The organism is Xanthomonas rydalmerensis (assembly GCF_033170385.1).
Classification (GTDB): Bacteria; Pseudomonadota; Gammaproteobacteria; order Xanthomonadales; family Xanthomonadaceae; genus Xanthomonas_A; species Xanthomonas_A rydalmerensis.
This window is the reverse complement of sequence record NZ_CP126170.1, coordinates 721,366-738,560: the sequence shown is the minus strand read 5'-3', so window position 1 is coordinate 738,560 and position 17,195 is coordinate 721,366. Positions and strand designations below refer to the sequence as shown.

The 17,195-nt window shown below is 69.4% G+C and carries 12 protein-coding genes; 5 read left to right on the top strand and 7 right to left on the bottom strand.

Features of this window, described 5'->3' with window-relative positions:
* Nucleotides 1-27: 27 nt before the first annotated feature.
* The 4 genes from QN245_RS03175 to rhlB form a co-directional block, all read right to left on the bottom strand.
* Nucleotides 28-870 carry a response regulator gene (locus tag QN245_RS03175; protein ID WP_160965925.1) on the bottom strand — a complete coding sequence of 281 codons (843 nt, stop codon included), beginning with the start codon at nt 868-870 and terminating at the stop codon, nt 28-30.
* A 7-nt stretch (nt 871-877) separates the two neighbouring features.
* Nucleotides 878-1,822, bottom strand: coding sequence for a permease-like cell division protein FtsX (gene ftsX, locus QN245_RS03170; protein WP_160965923.1), 945 nt, complete (start codon nt 1,820-1,822; stop codon nt 878-880).
* The gene (gene ftsE / locus QN245_RS03165) at nt 1,819-2,505 is read right to left on the bottom strand and encodes a cell division ATP-binding protein FtsE (RefSeq protein WP_160945586.1); all 687 of its coding nucleotides are present in this window, start codon (nt 2,503-2,505) and stop codon (nt 1,819-1,821) included. Before ftsE ends, ftsX begins: the two co-directional genes overlap by 4 nt.
* A 73-nt stretch (nt 2,506-2,578) precedes the next feature.
* Nucleotides 2,579-4,342, bottom strand: coding sequence for an ATP-dependent RNA helicase RhlB (rhlB, locus tag QN245_RS03160; protein ID WP_184447302.1), 1,764 nt, complete (start codon nt 4,340-4,342; stop codon nt 2,579-2,581).
* A 201-nt stretch (nt 4,343-4,543) separates the two neighbouring features.
* Here rhlB and trxA point away from each other — a divergent pair, with 201 nt between their 5' ends.
* From trxA to QN245_RS03145, 3 genes are all read left to right on the top strand, one after another.
* Nucleotides 4,544-4,885 carry a thioredoxin TrxA gene (trxA, locus tag QN245_RS03155; RefSeq protein WP_010341563.1) on the top strand — a complete coding sequence of 114 codons (342 nt, stop codon included), beginning with the start codon at nt 4,544-4,546 and terminating at the stop codon, nt 4,883-4,885.
* 240 nt (nt 4,886-5,125) lie between these two features.
* Nucleotides 5,126-6,910: a transcription termination factor Rho gene (gene rho, locus QN245_RS03150; protein WP_184447303.1), complete on the top strand. Its 1,785-nt coding sequence runs from the start codon at nt 5,126-5,128 to the stop codon at nt 6,908-6,910.
* Between the two features lie 128 nt (nt 6,911-7,038).
* Entirely contained in the window at nt 7,039-7,839 is an 801-nt protein-coding gene (locus QN245_RS03145) for a COG4705 family protein (RefSeq protein WP_317844540.1), read from the top strand.
* Between the two features lie 67 nt (nt 7,840-7,906).
* Here the strand turns inward: QN245_RS03145 and QN245_RS03140 are convergent, their stop codons facing one another.
* Nucleotides 7,907-8,815, bottom strand: a complete 909-nt coding sequence (locus QN245_RS03140; protein ID WP_317844539.1) for an energy transducer TonB — start codon at nt 8,813-8,815, stop codon at nt 7,907-7,909.
* A 60-nt stretch (nt 8,816-8,875) separates the two neighbouring features.
* Complete coding sequence (aceK, locus tag QN245_RS03135) at nt 8,876-10,624, bottom strand: bifunctional isocitrate dehydrogenase kinase/phosphatase (RefSeq protein ID WP_317844538.1); 1,749 nt, start codon at nt 10,622-10,624, stop codon at nt 8,876-8,878.
* A 214-nt stretch (nt 10,625-10,838) separates the two neighbouring features.
* Here aceK and QN245_RS03130 point away from each other — a divergent pair, with 214 nt between their 5' ends.
* Together QN245_RS03130 and QN245_RS03125 are read left to right on the top strand one after the other, a co-directional pair.
* Complete coding sequence (locus tag QN245_RS03130; RefSeq protein ID WP_167087850.1) at nt 10,839-13,226, top strand: TonB-dependent receptor plug domain-containing protein; 2,388 nt, start codon at nt 10,839-10,841, stop codon at nt 13,224-13,226.
* The gene (locus QN245_RS03125) at nt 13,201-14,535 is read left to right on the top strand and encodes an aminotransferase class V-fold PLP-dependent enzyme (RefSeq protein WP_317844537.1); all 1,335 of its coding nucleotides are present in this window, start codon (nt 13,201-13,203) and stop codon (nt 14,533-14,535) included. The genes QN245_RS03130 and QN245_RS03125 overlap by 26 nt, the downstream gene beginning before the upstream one ends.
* Nucleotides 14,536-14,607: 72 nt before the next feature.
* Here the strand turns inward: QN245_RS03125 and QN245_RS03120 are convergent, their stop codons facing one another.
* The gene (locus tag QN245_RS03120; RefSeq protein ID WP_317844536.1) at nt 14,608-16,839 is read right to left on the bottom strand and encodes an NADP-dependent isocitrate dehydrogenase; all 2,232 of its coding nucleotides are present in this window, start codon (nt 16,837-16,839) and stop codon (nt 14,608-14,610) included.
* Nucleotides 16,840-17,195: the final 356 nt, after the last annotated feature.

Sequence of the window (17,195 nt, the reverse complement as noted above, 5' to 3'; positions counted from 1 at the left end):
GCTTCCAGGCTCGGGACATCACATCGGTCAGAAGGTCACGGCGATCTCGTCGAGCCGCGCCAGGCGCAACTGGAACAGCACCTTGGTGACCAGCAGGCGCTCTTCGATCGGTTTCTGCACCAGGTCGTTGGCGCCGGCGCGCAGCAGCTCGGACTGGGTGTGCGGATTGCTGTCGCCGGTCATCACCAGCACCGGCATGCGCCGCTTGCCGTAGGCGAAGTCGACGCGGATGCGCTGGACCACGTCGCGGCCGTTGAGCTCGCCCTTGAGGGTGACGTCGGTCAGCACCAGGTCGATGCGGCGGGTGGTGCGGCCCAGCGACTCGGCGGTGAGCAGGGCGAACGCGTCCTCGGCGCTGAGCACGTGCACCACGTGCAGGTGCTGGCGTTCGAGCATGCGCTTGGTCGCCTCGGCCACCACCCGGCTGTCCTCGACGTAGAGGACGGTGGCGCCGGCCACCGGCTGCGGCTGCACGTAGCCGCGGATGAAGGTGGCCAGCGCCTCGTGGCCGAGCGCCTTGTCGAAGTAGTCGGTGACGTACTCGGTGAAGCGGCGTTCGACCAGGTGCTGCTGGGCGTCGCCGGAGACCACGATCACCGGCACGTAGGCCTGCCCGGCGGCTTCGCGCACGCTGCGCGCCAGGGTCAGGCCGTCGCCGTCGGGCAGCCCCAGCGAGGTGGTGACCAGATCGACCGGGCCGGCCTCCAGCGCGGCGCGCGCCTCGGCGATGCTGGCGCAGCCGACCACGGTCACGTCGGGCAGTTCGCGGTGCAGCACGTCGGCGATCAGCTTGCGCACCAGCTTGGAGCCATCGACCACCATCACCCGGGGGGCGGCGCTGATCAGATGCTTGAGCTCGTGCCCGGCCATGTGCGCCTCAGGTGTCGGTGGGCCGCGTCTGGCGCAGGAAGTGGCCGGTCACCAGCCAGGCGCCGAGCCAGCCCAGCAGCAGGGTGCCGAGCAGGACGAAGCCGGCATGCAGCGCGTCCAGCCCATGCAGCACGAAATGGCTGCCGTAGCTGTCGGCCAGCGCCGCCAGCGGCTGGCCCAGCGCCATCCCCGAGGCGGCGAGCAGGCCCAGCGCCAGCACCCCGGCGCCGAACCCGTACCAGGCGCCCAGGTACAGGAACGGGCGGCGGATGAAGCCGTCGCTGGCGCCGAGCAGCTGCAGCACGCCGATCTCCTCGCGCCGCGACTGGATGTCCAGGCGCACGGTGTTGCCGACCACCAGCACCGCACCGGCGCCGAGCAGCAGCGACAGCACCTGCACCAGGCGTTCGCCGAAATGCAGCCAGCCGTCCAGGCGCTTGCGCCACAGGGCGTCGTGCTGGACCAGGTCGGCCTGCGGTAGCGCGGTCAGCGCGGTCGCCAGCGGCGTGTCGTCGGCCGCGGCCGGGGTGACGATCAGCAGCGTCGGCAGCGGATTGTCCTGCAGCGCGTCCAGCGCCTCGCCGAGGCCAGCGCTGTCGCGCAGCTCGGCCATGCCCTCGGCGGGCGTGCGCAGCGTTACCGCCGCCACGTCGGCGCGGCCGCGCAAGGTCTGCGCCAGCGTCTGCGCCGCGGCGGCGTCGACGTCGGTCTTCAGGAACACGTTGATGTCGCGCGACTGCTGCACGCTGCCGGCGAACTGCTTGAGGTTGTCCAGGGCGATCGACAGGCCCAGCGGCAGGGTCAGCGCCAGCGCCATCACCGCCATGGTCAGCAGCGTCGCCCACGGCTTGCGCATGGCGCGGCCAAGGCTGTAGACGATGCTGTGCAGGTGGTGGTCCCACCACACACCCAGCCGCGAGGGCGCCGCGGCGCCGGCGTTGCGTGCGCTCATTCGGCCAGGTCCTGCGGGGAGATGTCGTCGATCAGGCGGCCGTGGTCCAGGATCAGCACGCGCTTGCGCATCTGCTTGAGCAGCGCCAGGTCGTGGCTGACCACCAGCACGCTGGTGCCGCGCGCCGGCAGTTCGGCGAACAGTTGCATGATTTCCGCGGCCAGGGTCGGGTCGAGGTTGCCGGTGGGCTCGTCGGCGACCAGCAGCCGCGGTTCGCCGACCATCGCCCGGGCAATGCCGACGCGCTGCTGCTCGCCGGCCGACAGCTGCGACGGCAGCGCCTTCTCGCGGTGGCCCAGGCCCATGCGCTCGAGCACCGAGCGCACGCGCTTGCCGATCTCGGCACGGCGGGTGCCGCGCAGGATCAGCGGCAGCGCCACGTTCTCGGCGATGCTGCGGTCGGTGAGCAGGCGGTGGTCCTGGTAGACCACGCCGACCTCGCGCCGGTGCAGCGGCACGCGGCGGCCGCGCACCTTCAGCAGGTTGCGCTCGCCGAACAGGACGGCGCCGCGCGAGGGCCGCTCGCTCAGGTGGATCAGCTTGAGCAGGGTGCTCTTGCCCGCACCGGAATGGCCGGTGACGAACAGCATCTCGCCCTCCTCGACCTCGAAGCTGACGTCCACCAGCGCCGCGTGGCCGCCGGCGTACTGTTTGCTGACATTGTCGAACCGCAGAACGCTCATCCGGCGATTATGCCGGAGCGGCCCGGGTGTTCGTCCACCGCGCGCGTCGCACGCGGCGGACGGCCGGTCCGGATCAGGAGCTGGAGACCAGCGAGCGCAGCTTGCGGCCCAGGCGGGTCAGGAACGAATCGTTCTTCGCCGCCGCACTGCGATCGGCCTGGCGCGCGGCCTTGACCGGGGTGGCCACGACCTGCACCGGCTTGGCCGGGGCGGCGGGCGCCGGCGTGGCGCTGCCGTTGCCGGCCGGTGCGCCCTCGGCGCCTTCCAGCGGACGTCCGCCGCGACGGCGGCGGCGCTTGCGCGGCGCACGCTCGCCTTCGACCGCCGGCGCAGCACCCTCGGCCGGCGCAGCACGCGGCGGCTTGGGAGCGGGCGCCGGCGCGGCAGCGGCCGGCGCGCTGCCGTCCGCGGCGGCGGTGCCGGCGTCGGCCGGACGCGGCGTGCGCGGACGCCGCGGCTTGCCGTCGGCGCTGCGCGAGGACTCGCCACGGCCGCCCGGGCCGCCGCGGCTGCCGCCGGGCTTGCCGCGACCGCCGCCACGACGCTGTTCGTCGGCCTCGCGCTGGGCGCGGGCCTCGCGGAAGATCTCGCCGATGCTCTGGTCGTCGTCATCGGCCTCGGCGGCCTCGCCCTCCACCACCGCACGCGGGGTGCGCGGCAGCGCCACCAGCAGTTCGGCGGTGACCGGCTCGACCGGGATCTTCTGCTCGATGTAGGCCTCGATGTCCGGCAGGCTCATCGCGTAGCGCTCGCAGGCGAAGCTGATCGCGTCGCCCTCCTCGCCCAGCCGCGCGGTGCGGCCGATGCGGTGCACGTAGTCCTCGGCGTCGAACGGCAGGTCGTAGTTGTAGACGTACTTGACCCCGTCGATGTGCAGGCCGCGCGCGGCCACGTCGGTGGCCACCAGGATCTCCAACTGGCCCTTCTGGAAGCGGTTGAGCAGGGTCTCGCGCTTCTTCTGCGGCACGTCGCCGGACAGCACGCCGACCCGGTAGCCGTTGCGCTCCAGCGAACGCGCCACCCGCTCGACGAACGCCTTGGTGTTGACGAACACCATGGTGCGCGCACCCTCGCTGCGCGACAGCAAGCCCAGCAGCAGGGTCAGCTTCTCCTCGTCGGAGGGGAAGTAGATGCGCTGGCGCACCCGCGCGGCGGTGATGCTCTCGGTCTCGACCACGAGCTTTTCCGGCTCGTTCATGTGTTCGTAGGCCAGCTCCAGCACGCGGTGGCTGAGGGTGGCCGAGAACAGCAGGGTCTGCCGGGTGCCGCGCTCGGGCATGCGCCGCAGCAGGAAGCGGATGTCCTTGATGAAGCCCAGGTCGAACATGCGGTCGGCTTCGTCGAGCACGCAGATCTCGCAGGCGTGCAGCGACACCACCTTGTGCTGCTTGACGTAGTCGATCAAGCGGCCGGGGGTGGCGATGATCACGTCCACGCCCTGCTGCAGCAGTTCGCGCTGCTTGTCGTAGTCCACGCCGCCGTAGACCAGGGCGAAGCGCAGGCCCAGCTCGGAGCCGAACTTCACCGCATCCTTGTGGATCTGGATGGCCAGTTCGCGGGTCGGGGCCAGGATCAGCGCGCGCGGATCCTCCGGTTTGCGGTCGGCCAGCGCCGGGCGGCTGAGCAGGCGGTTCATCACCGCCACCAGGAACGCCAGGGTCTTGCCGGTGCCGGTCTGGGCCTGGCCGGCCACGTCGCGGCCGGGAAGGGCCACCGGCAGGGTCAGCGCCTGGATCGGGGTACAGCGGGTGAAGCCGGCGCTTTCGAGGCCTGCGAGCAGCGCGGGCTGCAGTTCGAACGCGGAAAAAGTCACATCGGTCAGCGGTTTGTCGCTCATCATTCCATCTTCGTGAGGCCACCCCGCCCGAAGCGTAAGGTCGCGGCTTGCATCGGTCCCGGCAGCGTCGCACACTGGCGTCTTCCATGCCGGGTCGCGCGACAGGGGGAATCCCTTGAGTTCGCCGCGCAATGCCCCAGTTTACCGCAATGCGGCGGCCACCCGGTCCGGCCAGTCGCATTGGCCCAGGAGATACCCCAAGTGAGCGACAAGGTCCTTTACGTCGGCGACGCCGATTTCGATGCCACGGTGCTGCAGTCCGACGAGCCGGTCCTGGTGGACTTCTGGGCCGAGTGGTGCGGCCCGTGCAAGATGATCGCGCCGGTGCTGGACGACCTCGCCGACGCCTACGACGGCCGTCTCAAGGTCGCCAAGGTCAACGTGGACGAGAACCGCGCCACCGCGATCAAGTACCACGTGCGCTCGATCCCGATGCTGCTGCTGTTCAAGAACGGCCAGATCCAGGCCACCCAGATCGGCGCCGTCGGCAAGGGCCAGCTGACCCAGATGATCGACAAGACCCTGGGCAGCAGCGCCGCCTGACGCCCGCTGCCGGCACCGCTCCGCAACCGGAGCGGCGCCGCGGCAGTCCCGTCGGCGTTCATCGCCGGCGGCTGAATCGCCCACAAACGCCTGCTTGCCGTGCTTGCGTGGCGGTGATAGTGTCGATGCATCCGGTGGCATTCGCACACCGCACCCCCTCTGGAAGATTCTCTCCCAGACCTCCTCCCAACCCCGTATGCCCCCACGCTGGGCGCTCGCACTCTTAGCGAGGAACACCACTTGTCCGATCACACCATGTCCGAACCCGGGAGCGCCGACGCCCCCGCCGAGAAGCGCGTGCGCAAGCCGCGCGTCAGCAAGGCCGCAAGCGGCGCGGAAGGCGCCGCCGAGCACGGCGCGCCGGCGCAGCCGAACTTGCCGCTGAACCCCGCGCCCGTCCAGGCCGAAGCACCGCGTCCCGCAGCGCCGGAGTCGGCCCCGGCCGCGAGCGGCGGCCAGAGCCACGGCGGCGGCGACGCGCCGGCCCATCAGGGCGGCGGCCAGGCGTCCGAAGGCGGCGAACCGCGCGAAGGCCGTGAGCCGCGCGACGGCGGCGGCAACCGCTTCAACAACCAGAATCAGAACCAGAACAACCAGAACAACCAGCAGGGCAACCGCCGCGATCGCTTCCGCAATCGCCGCGACCGCGACCGCAACCAGCGCGGCGGCGACCGCTTCCAGGACAACGGCCTGCCCAGCGACAACGGCGCCAACGAGCCGTTCGTGCCGCGCCCGCACGCCAACGTGCCGGAAGGCTTCCCGATCTACTCGCTGAGCGACCTGAAGAAGATGCCGGCGCAGAAGCTGCTGGACATCGCCGAGCAGCTCAACATCCAGGACGGCGTGGCCCGCGCGCGCAAGCAGGACGTGATCTTCGCCCTGCTGAAGGTGCTGACCCGCCACGGCGAAGGCGTCGCCGCCGATGGCGTGCTGGAAATCCTGCCGGACGGTTTCGGCTTCCTGCGCGCGGCCGAGGCCAGCTACCTGGCCGGTCCGGACGATACCTACATCTCGCCCAGCCAGATCCGCCGCTTCAACCTGCGCACCGGCGACCACCTGTCCGGCCGCATCCGCTTCCCGAAGGACGGCGAGCGCTACTTCGCGCTGTCGATCGTCGACACCATCAACGGCGAGCCGCTGGAAGCGAGCAAGAACAAGGTCCTGTTCGAGAACCTGACCGCGCTGTTCCCGCGCAAGCGCTTCACCCTGGAGCGCGGCAACGGCTCCTCGGAAGACATCTCCGGCCGCATCCTCGACCTGATGGCGCCGCAGGGCAAGGGCCAGCGTGCGCTGATCGTTTCCCCGCCCAAGGCCGGCAAGACCATGCTGATGCAGCAGGTGGCCACGGCGATCACCACCAACCATCCGGACGTGCACCTGATCGTGCTGCTGATCGACGAGCGCCCGGAAGAAGTGACCGAAATGCAGCGCACCGTGCGCGGCGAGGTCATCTCCTCGACCTTCGACGAGCCGGCCGCGCGCCACGTGCAGGTCGCCGAAATGGTGATCGAGCGTGCCAAGCGCCTGGTCGAACACAAGAAGGACGTGGTGATCCTGCTCGACTCGATCACCCGCCTGGCCCGCGCCTACAACAACGTGGTGCCGTCCTCCGGCAAGGTGCTCAGCGGCGGCGTCGACGCCAACGCCCTGCACCGCCCGAAGCGCTTCTTCGGCGCGGCGCGCAACGTCGAGGAAGGCGGCTCGCTGACCATCATCGCCACGGCGCTGGTGGAAACCGGCAGCAAGATGGACGAGGTGATCTACGAAGAGTTCAAGGGCACCGGCAACAGCGAAGTGCACCTGAACCGCCGTATCGCCGAGAAGCGCGTGTACCCGGCCATCGACATCAACCGCTCCGGCACCCGCCGCGAGGACCTGCTGATCGAGCCGGAACTGCTGCAGAAGATCTGGATCCTGCGCAAGCTGCTGCATCCGATGGACGAGATCGCGGCGATGGAGTTCCTGCTGGACAAGATGAAGAACACCAAGTCCAACGACGAGTTCTTCGGTTCGATGAAGCGCTGAGTCCAGGCGCCGGTTCGACCGCAACGCCCCGCTTCGGCGGGGCGTTCGCGTTTGTGGCGCCGGCATTGCGCCGCCCCGCGCCTGACGGGCGCGGGGTCCGACGGTCTTTCGACGTGGACGCGGGTGAGATGGGCGCCATTCGCCCCGCCGCGTCCGCCGCCATGCCCACCACTGCCAATAGCGCTGTCAGCAAGGTCGCCCCGGTCACCCTCGGCTTCTGGGTGATGAAGAGTTGCGCCACCACCCTGGGCGAGACCGGCGGCGACCTGCTGTCGATGACCCTGGACATCGGCTATGCGCTGAGCAGCGTGCTGCTGCTGGCGGTGTTCCTGGTCTCGCTGTGGGCGCAGCTGCGCGCACGCCGGTTCCAGCCGTGGCGGTACTGGTGGGTGATCCTGACCACCAGCACCGCCGGCACCACGCTGTCGGACTACATGGACCGCAGCCTGGGCCTGGGTTACGCGCAGGGCGCGCTGCTGCTGGTCAGCCTGCTGGTCGCGGTACTGGCGAGCTGGTGGCTGTGCGAACGCAGCCTGTCGGTCGAGCGGATTGGCAGCGGCCGCGCCGAGGTCTTCTACTGGCTGGCGATCCTGGTCTCCAACACGCTGGGCACCGCGCTGGGTGACTACCTGGCCGACAGCTCGGGGCTGGGCTTCGCCGGCGGCGCATCGCTGATCGCCGCGCTGTTGGCGGCGATCGCCCTCGCCTATGCGTTCACCCGCGTCTCGCGCACGGCGTTGTTCTGGGCGGCGTTCGTGCTGACCCGTCCGTTCGGCGCCACCCTCGGCGACTTGCTGAGCAAGCCGGCCGGCAAGGGCGGTCTGGATCTGGGCACGGTCGGCGCGTCGCTGCTGCTGGCCGGGCTGTTGCTGGCGGTGCTGGTCGTGTCGACCCGGCGCCGCGACGGCGATCGCCGCGCGGCGCGCTAGCGTCGGCCGGTCGTTGCCGACGCGGCCAGCTTGGCCGTGCCTGCTTCCAGGCGCACCTGGCCGCCGCTCAGCCGCCCTGCAGCGGCTGCAGCGGCGTCAGCAGGCGCGGGCCGGTGCCGTCGGCCATGTACACGCCGCCGGCCGGCAGCAGGTCCGGCGAGAAGCCGGCCGCATCCTGGCTGGTGATCCACGGCGCACGCTGGCGCGGGCCGGGCACGTAGCTCGTCCAGCGGCCGTAGGACGACGACGCGTCGCGGCGAGTATCGCTCAGCGCGTAGTTGACCGGCACGCGCACGGTCCAATAGGGCGCATCCACGTCCTTGCCTTCGCTCGGCGGCCGGAAGGTCCATTTATGGGCCGCGCCCAGCGCGCTCTTGCCCAGCACATCGCGCAGTCGCTGCATTTGCTGCTCGGACGCCACCACGCGCAGATTGACCTGCTCCACCGCGGCATCGACGACGCGGCCATCGCGGCCCACCTTGAGCACCAGGTAGGCATCGCCCGCGGCGCCGACGCTGAAGGCCGCTTCCGGATAGGCCGGCGGCTTCATCTGAATTCCGGTCACCACGCTGCGATCGTTGGAATCGTAGCGAGTGAAATCGGCGCCGCGGATCTCGACTTGGTAGTCGTCTCCGCCCTCCAGCCGCTTGGCGACCAAACGCAGGGTCATCGGCGTGCGCGCCGGCACCGGCTTGCCGTCGCGGATCCCCGGCTCGAACTTCCACTGCATCACGCTGTTGCGGACGAAGCCGACCACGCCCTTGGGCAAGCGCTCCTGCTGGTCCAACGCCAGCGCCGACACCTTGCCGCTGGGCTCGATGTCGATCGAGCCGCTCACCAGCATGCTGCTTTCGATCTGCTTGCGTACCGCGCCGGGCCCGACCCCGTCGGCGGCGACGGCGACGGCGGCGAACGCCAGCAGCAGCGAGACCATGGCGCTCCAGCGCCACCACGAACGGAGGGATCGACGGTGCATCGTGCATTCCTTGCTTGAGATGAGGCGCCGATTACAGCGCACTGGCGGCTGGGCGGCAACTCAGGCCAGGCGCAGCGCGTCCGGGTAGGGCGGCGCGTCCGGATAGTCGTCCTCGCGCAGCCGCGTCTGCAGGTCGCGCCACCACTGCGGGTCGAACAGTTCGCCGTGGGCGTGGCGCACCGCCTCCAGCGAGGCCGCGGGCAGGCCCATGAACATCGCGAAGCGCTCCGGGAACACGTCGCGCGGGGCGACATGGAACCAGGGTTCGGCGGCCATCGCCTCTTCCTCGTTGCGCGGCTGCGGCCAGTCGCGGAAGTTGCAGTCGGTGACCAGGCACAGCTCGTCGTAGTCGTAGAACACCGCGCGGCCCTGCCGCGACACGCCGAAGTTCTTCAGCAGCATGTCGCCGGGGAAGATGTTGTTGCGGGCCATGTCCTTGATCGCCTGGGCATAGTCCAGCGCGGCCTCGCGCGCGGCCTCGGCACCCTGCTCGCGCAGGTACAGGTTGAGCGGGCGCAGGCGCCGCTGCACGTAGCACAGCGCGACGATCAGGTCGTCGCCGTCCTCGCGCAGGCTGCGTGCACAACCCTCCATCAGTTCCTGCAGCAGCGCCGGCGCGAAGCGCGCACGCGGGAAGCGCAGCGAACGGTACGGCTGCGCGTCGAGCAGGCGGCCGACGCGATCGAGGTTGAACACCAGCGCGTACTTCTCTTCGACCTCTTCGCGGCTCATCGTCTTCGGATAGGCGAAGCGGTCGCGGATCAGCTTGAACACCAACGGATAGCTGGGCAGGGTGAACACCGCCATGACCATGCCCGGCGTGCCCTCGGCATGCACCAGCTGTTCGTTGGGATGCGCCTGGAAGTGCCGGAAGAAGGTGCGGAAGCGTTCGGTCTTGCCCTGCTTGGCGCGGCCGAGCATGGTGTACAGCTCGTCGATCGGCTTGTGCGGCAGCAGGCTGCGCAGGAACACCACCGCATCGCCGACGGTGGACAGATCGGCCTGAAAATAGCTGCGCGAGATGCCGAACAGCTGCGCCACGTCGTTGCGCTTGGTCAGCACCGCTTCGGCGCGCAAGCCCTGCGCGTCGTTGACCAGGGCGATCACGCACGGCGAGAAGCGGTGCTCGCCGAACACGCGGCCGATCAGGTAGGCGCGGCGTTCGCGGTAGAACACGGTCTCCAGCAGTTCGATGCCGCGCACCGGGTTCTCGCCCCAATGCGCCAGATCGTCCTGTAGCCGCACCGCGATGGCCGCCGCGCAGCGCGTGCGGTGCGCGTACGGCACATCGAACCGGTAGTCGCCGAGCACGCGCACGAACGCGTCCACCGGCCGCGCCTCGGACACCACGTAGTTGTGCCGCGCCACCGGGTGGGTGATGGCGTCGGTGGGCTCGATGTCCAGCGCCACGAACTCGATCTGCGCATCCACGCCCTGGGTACGGAAGAAGCGCCGGGTCAGGGTGTTGTAGAAGGTCTTGTACAACTCCTGGTCGATCAACCCATGCAGTTGCGCGGCGAAGCTGTCGCGAACCTGCGCCCACAGCGTGCGGTCGTGGGCCTGGCCGAGCAGCAGCGCGCGCAGGCGCAGCATGCACTCGCCGATGCACTGGTCGTACAGGGCGATGCGTTCGACCGCATCGTTGCGGGCAGCGTTCCAGTCGCGCGTCTCGAAGCGGCGCCGCGCGCGCCGGGTGATCTCGGCGAAACGCGCATGGTAGTCCTCGAATGCGTCGTGGATGCCGCGTGCCACCGCGATAGCGGCGGGTTGGGGGCATGGGGAGACGGGCGCGTCGTGGGTCTCGGTCATGGGCCGCAGTCTACCCGCAGCGCCCCACCGTGCCCCGGCGCGCACGGCGCTACCGCGCCCGCGGTGCCAGCACGATCTGTCGCACGAACCGTCATCGGCACGCAACACACGCGTCAATGGCACGTCGTCATCGGCCGCCAGACTATGCCGATTTCGTCATCCCGGCCGCTCGCCGACCCGGCTCCCATCGCCCCCTCTTTCGTCCGGAGTTCCTTTGAATCGCCTCACTCACCGCCACCTGGCGACCGCCATTCTGGCCCTTTGCGCCGGCGATGCCGCCGCCGCGACGTCCATGCCGGCGGAACCTGCCGACACCCCCAGCACAACCCTGGACAGCGTGGTGGTGACCGGCACCCGCGGCGCCAACCGTACCCAGTTCGGCACGCTGGCGCCGGTGGACGTGATCGACGCGCAGGAGATCCGCGCGGTCGGCAGCGCCGACCTCAACACCGTGCTGGCGGCGCTGGTTCCGTCCTTCGTGGTGCAGCGCCTGCCGCTGGCCGACGGGCAGATCTTCGTGCGTCCTGCCACATTGCGCGGGCTCTCGCCGGACCAGACCCTGGTGCTGGTCAACGGCCACCGTTTCCACCGTTCGGCCCTGCTCGGCGCACGCGGCGCGCAGGCGCCGGACCTGGCGCAGATTCCGGTCACGGCGATCAAGCGCATCGAAGTGCTGCGCGACGGCGCCGCCGCACAATACGGCTCGGACGCCATCGCCGGCGTCATCAACATCATCCTCGACGATCGCATCGGCACCGAGATGGGCGCGGACATCTCCAGGTACAGCGCAGGCGATGGCCTCGCCCGCACCTATTCGCTCAAACGCGGCTGGGATCTCCGCGATGGCAGCCTGGTTGCGTTCGCCGAACACAGCGCCTCCGATCCCACCGACCGCGGCGTGCAGCGCGCCGACGCGATCGCGTTCCAGGCCGCGCACCCCGGCGTTGCCGTCCCCGACCCGGTGCAGCGCTGGGGCAAGCCGGAACAGCACAGCACGCATCTGGGGATGAACCTGGATGTGGCGCTCGACGACAGCGTCAACCTCTACGGCTATGCGTTGTTCAACGACGGCAGCGGCGTTTCCGACTTCAACTGGCGCAACCCCGATACCAACGCCTCCATCTACAAGACCACCCCGGCGTTTCCCGGTTTCGACCTGCGCCGCGTGTACCCGGCCGGCTTCACCCCGCGTTACGGCAGCGACTACCGCGACGCGCAGACGCTGGGCGGCCTCAAGGGCGCCTTCAACGAGCGTTTCAGCTGGGACGTCAGTGCCGCCTACGGCATGAACCGGATCGCCTATTCGCTGGGCGATTCGATCAACGCCTCGATGGGACCGGGCAGCCCGACCGCCTTCCACCTGGGCTCTCTGCAGCAGCGCGAGGTCAACCTCAACGCCGACTTCGTCTACGCGCTGCCGCTGGCGATGCTGCAGGACCCGGTGAACATCGCCTTCGGCGCCGAGCGCCGCAACGAAGCCTATTCCATCGGTGCCGGCGATCCCGCCTCCTACGCCATCGGCGCCGGCGCGCGCTACGGGCTGGCGCCGAACGCCAATGGCGCCCCCGGCTTCAGCCCCCAGCAATCGGGCAGCTGGGACCAGACCAGCTACGCCGCCTACGTGGACGTGGAAGCGCCGCTGACCGCGCGCCTGAGCGTCGGTGGCGCGGTGCGCTATGAAGACTTCTCCAGCTTCGGCAGCACCCTCAACGGCAAGCTGTCCGCGCGCATGGAACTCACCTCGTGGCTGGCGCTGCGCGGCGCCTGGTCCAATGGTTTCCGCGCGCCCACGCCGGCGCAGTTGTACAGCACCCAGATCACCCAGGGCCTGGACACGGTGAGCCTGCAGGTCTTCAATGCGGGCCGGCTGTCGCCGCAGGACCCGATCGCCGTCGCGCTGGGCGCAAAACCGCTGAAGCCCGAGGAATCCGATTCGCTGAGCCTGGGGCTGGCCTGGCAGGCGCCGATCGGGCTGTACGGATCGCTGGATCTCTACCGGATCGCGGTCAACGACCGCTTCAGCACCTCGGCCAGCTTCGCGGTGCCGGCCAATCTGCCCAACCCGATGCACTACACGTCGGTCAACTATTTCACCAACGACTTCGACACCACCACCGAAGGCGCGGACCTGGTGTTCGGCTACCAGCATGCGCTCGGGCCCGGTCGCCTCGGCGCCACTGTGGCCTACAACTACAACCGCACCAAGGTCGACGGCGGCAACACCGCCGTGGCGGCCAATCCGACTCAGCGCATCCTGTTCGAGCAGCTGTTGCCGCAGCACAAGGGCAGCGTCGGCCTGACCTGGGACCAGGGACCGCTGCAAGGCCTGTTGCGGGTTCGCTACTACGGCGCCTGGACCGACAGCAGCGGCAACAGCACCGGCGACATCTTCCAGCGCTTCGGCGCGATCGCCCTGCTCGACCTCTCGGCCACCTATGCGCTGAGCGAACGTCTGTCGCTGCGGATCGGTGCGGACAACGTGCTCGACACGTATCCGGACAAGGCCACCTTCCAGGCCAGCCGCGGCCTGGTGTATTCGCGCAACGCGCCCTACGACACCGACGGACGCAACGTCTATGCACAACTCCGCCTGCGCTTCTGATCGGCCCGACCCGCGGCGGCGCGCCCTGCTCGCCGCCGCGCCGATGCTGCCGCTGCAGGACATGCTGCGCCAGGTCGGCAGCCAGGCGCTCGCTGCGCCGGGCGCGATACCGGCAGCACCGACAGGCATCGCGCCGCGGCGCCTGGCGCAGGACGAGGGCTACTGGGCGCAGGTCGCCGCCGCCTACGACGTGGACCGGAACGTCGTCGCGCTGGAGAACGGCTATTGGGGCGCGATGTCGCAACCGGTGCTGCGCACCTACCTGCAGCGCGTGCAACAGGTGAACCGCGACAACGCGCATTACGCGCGCCTGCAGTTCCCCGACGACTACCGAGCCTTGCGCGCGCGCGCCGCCACGGTGCTGGGGGTGGCGCCGGGCGAGCTGGCGCTGACCCGCAACGCCACCGAATCGCTGCAACTGCTGATCGGCGGCTACAACCGCCTGCGGCAGGGCGATGCGGTGCTGTTCGCCGACCTCGACTACGACGCGATGATTGCGGCGATGAAGTGGCTGCGGCAGCGCCGCGGCGTCGAGGCGATCGGCATCGACCTGCCGGAACCGGCCACCCGCCAGAACCTGATCGACGCCTATGCGCAGGCGCTGCAACGCCATCCGCAGGTGCGGTTGATGCTCGTCACCTGCATCAGCCATCGCACCGGCCTGGCGCTGCCGGTCGCCGAGATCGTCGCCATGGCACGGCAGCGCGGCGTGGACTGCATCGTCGATGCCACCCAGGCAGTCGGCCAACGCGATCTGCGCCTGCCGGACCTCGGCGCGGACTTCGTCGGCTTCAATTTCCACAAGTGGATCGGTGCGCCGCTCGGCGTCGGCGGGTTCTACATTCGCCACGACCGCATCCCCGACATCGACCCGCAGATGGGCCAGGAGGGCCCGGCCGACAGCATCGACACCCGGGTGCATACCGGCACCGTGGATTTCGCGGCCCTGCTCGCCCTGCCGGCAGCGCTGGATGCGCACGAGCGCATTGGCGCGGCCAACAAGCAGGCACGGCTGCAATTCCTGCGCGACCGCTGGGTGCATCGCGTGGCCGACCTTCCCGGCCTGCAGATCCTCACCCCCGAGGATCCGCAACTGTACGGGGCGATGACCTCGTTTCGCCTGCGCGGGCAGAACAGCGAACAGCAGAACGCCGCCCTCGCACAGCGCCTGCTGCAGCAGTTCGGGATCATGACCACGATGCGCAGCGGCGCGGCCAGCGGTGCCTGCGTGCGGGCCACGCCGGCCCTATTCACCCGTGTGGAGGAACTGGACCGCTTCGCGCAAGCCCTGCGCCGCATCGCCGGTTGAAGCGGCCGCGGCGCGATCGGGCGTCATGCACCCGCCACCGCGCGCGGCGGTGGCGGGTGCGATCCGGGCGCGTCAGGCCGACAACGTCGCCAGCGCGTCGTTGAGGGTCTTGCTCGGCCGCATCGCCTTGTCGACCAGTTCCAGGTTCGGGCGGTAGTAGCCCTGGATGTCGACGGGCTGGCCCTGCACGCCGTTGAGCTCGGCGACGATGGTCGCTTCCTGCTCGGCCAGCTGCTTGGCCAGCGGGGCGAAGCGCGCCTTCAGCGTGGCGTCCTCGTCCTGCGCGGCCAGCGCCTGCGCCCAGTACAGGGCCAGGTAGAAGTGGCTGCCGCGGTTGTCCAGCCCGCCGACCTTGCGCGAAGGCGACTTGTCGTTGTCCAGGAACTGGCCGTTGGCCTGGTCCAGGGTGCGCGCCAGCACGCCGATGGCGGCGTTGTGGTGGCGTTGGCCCAGGTGCTCCAGCGATGCGGCCAGGGCCAGGAACTCGCCCAGCGAATCCCAGCGCAGGTAGTTCTCTTCGACGAACTGCTGCACGTGCTTGGGCGCCGAGCCGCCGGCGCCGGTCTCGAACAGGCCGCCGCCGGCCATCAGCGGCACGATCGACAGCATCTTGGCGCTGGTGCCCAGCTCCATGATCGGGAACAGGTCGGTGAGGTAGTCGCGCAGCACGTTGCCGGTGACCGAGATGGTGTCCTCGCCCTTGCGGATGCGCTGCAGCGAGAACGCGGTGGCTTCCACCGGCGGCAGGATGCGGATGTCCAGGCCGTTGAGGTCGTGGTCCTGCAGGTAGCGCTCCACCTTCTGGATCATCAGCGCATCGTGGGCGCGCTGCGGATCCAGCCAGAACACCGCAGGAGTATTGCTCAGGCGCGCGCGCTCGACCGCCAGCTTGACCCAGTCCTGGATCGGCGCGTCCTTGGTCTGGCACATGCGCCAGATGTCGCCGGCTTCCACCGCGTGCTCCAGCAGCACTGTGCCACCGGCATCGGTGACGCGCACGGTGCCGTCGCTGGCGATCTGGAAGGTCTTGTCGTGGGAACCGTATTCCTCGGCCTTCTGCGCCATCAGGCCGACGTTGGGCACGCTGCCCATGGTCGCCGGGTCGAACGCACCGTGCAGTTTGCAGTCCTCGATCACCGCCTGGTACACGCCGGCGTAGCAGCGGTCCGGGATCACCGCCTTGGTGTCCTGCAGCTTGCCCTCGGCGTTCCACATCTTGCCGGAGTCGCGGATCATCGCCGGCATCGACGCATCGACGATCACGTCGCTGGGCACGTGCAGGTTGGTGATGCCCTTGTCGGAATTGACCATCGCCAGCGCCGGGCGCTGCGCGTACAGCGCCTGCAGGTCGGCCTCGATCGGCGCGCGCTGCGCCTCGGGCAGGCTGGCGATGCGCGCGTACAGGTCGCCGATGCCGTTGTTGGCATCGAAGCCCACCTGCTTGAGCGTGGCGGCATGCTTGTCCAGCACATCGCGGTAGAACGCCTCGACCACCACGCCGAACATGATGGGGTCGGAGACCTTCATCATCGTCGCCTTCAGGTGCAGCGAGAACAGCACGCCCTGCTGCTTGGCATCGGCGATCTGCGCCTGCACGAAGGCGGCCAGCGCGCGCTTGCTCATCACCGCCGCGTCGATCAGCTCACCGGCCTGCACCGCGGTCTTTTCCTTCAGCACCGTCACCGCACCGTCCTTGCCGACCAGCTCGATCTTGACGCTGCCGGCCTGCGCGATCAGCGCCGAGCGCTCGCTGCCGTAGAAATCGCCGGCGTCCATGTGCGCCACGTGCGACTTGGAGTCGGCACTCCACGCGCCCATGCGGTGCGGGTGCTTGCGTGCGTAGTTCTTCACCGAGGCCGGCGCGCGGCGATCGGAATTGCCCTCGCGCAGCACCGGATTGACCGCGCTGCCCTTGACCTTGTCATAGCGCGCCTTGGCGTCCTTCTCTTTCTCGTCCTTCGGTTCGTCCACGTAGTCCGGCAGCGCGTACCCCTGCTGCTGCAGTTCCTTGATCGCGGCCTTGAGCTGCGGCACCGAGGCGCTGATGTTGGGCAGCTTGATGATGTTGGCTTCCGGCGTGGTCGCCAGCTGGCCCAGTTCGGCGAGGTCGTCGGCGATGCGCTGGTCCTCGCGCAGGTAGTCGGGGAACTGCGAGATCAGGCGGCCGGCCAGCGAAATGTCGCGGGTCTCCACGGCGATGCCAGCGGTGCCGGCGAACGCGGAAACGATCGGCAGCAGCGACTGCGTCGCCAGGTACGGGGCTTCATCGGTGAGCGTGTACAGGATCTTGGGCGTATTCGACATGACGCGACGGATGACCTCTGGCAGGGGGGAATAGGCAGCACCGACAGTACGGCGGCGTATGTTTTCTTGTAGGTTTCGCGATGCCGCCAAACGCGGACATCGGCCGTCCATTGTCGCGTGTCTGCCGGCTGCGGGCAAAGCGCGGGGTGTGATGTGCTGTCGGCAAGCGCTACGCAACTCGGCATCCGTCGGGCGACCGATCTGGCGCCGAATCCGCGGGGGCGTGCATGCTCGATGGCTGTCCTGCGCGACAGCACAGGACATCGCGCAACACACCGTGCTGTACACGACATCAGCCAAGCCGCTATGCAGCGGTCACGCACCCCCTCTCCGCACGTGATGCGTGTCTTCCAGCG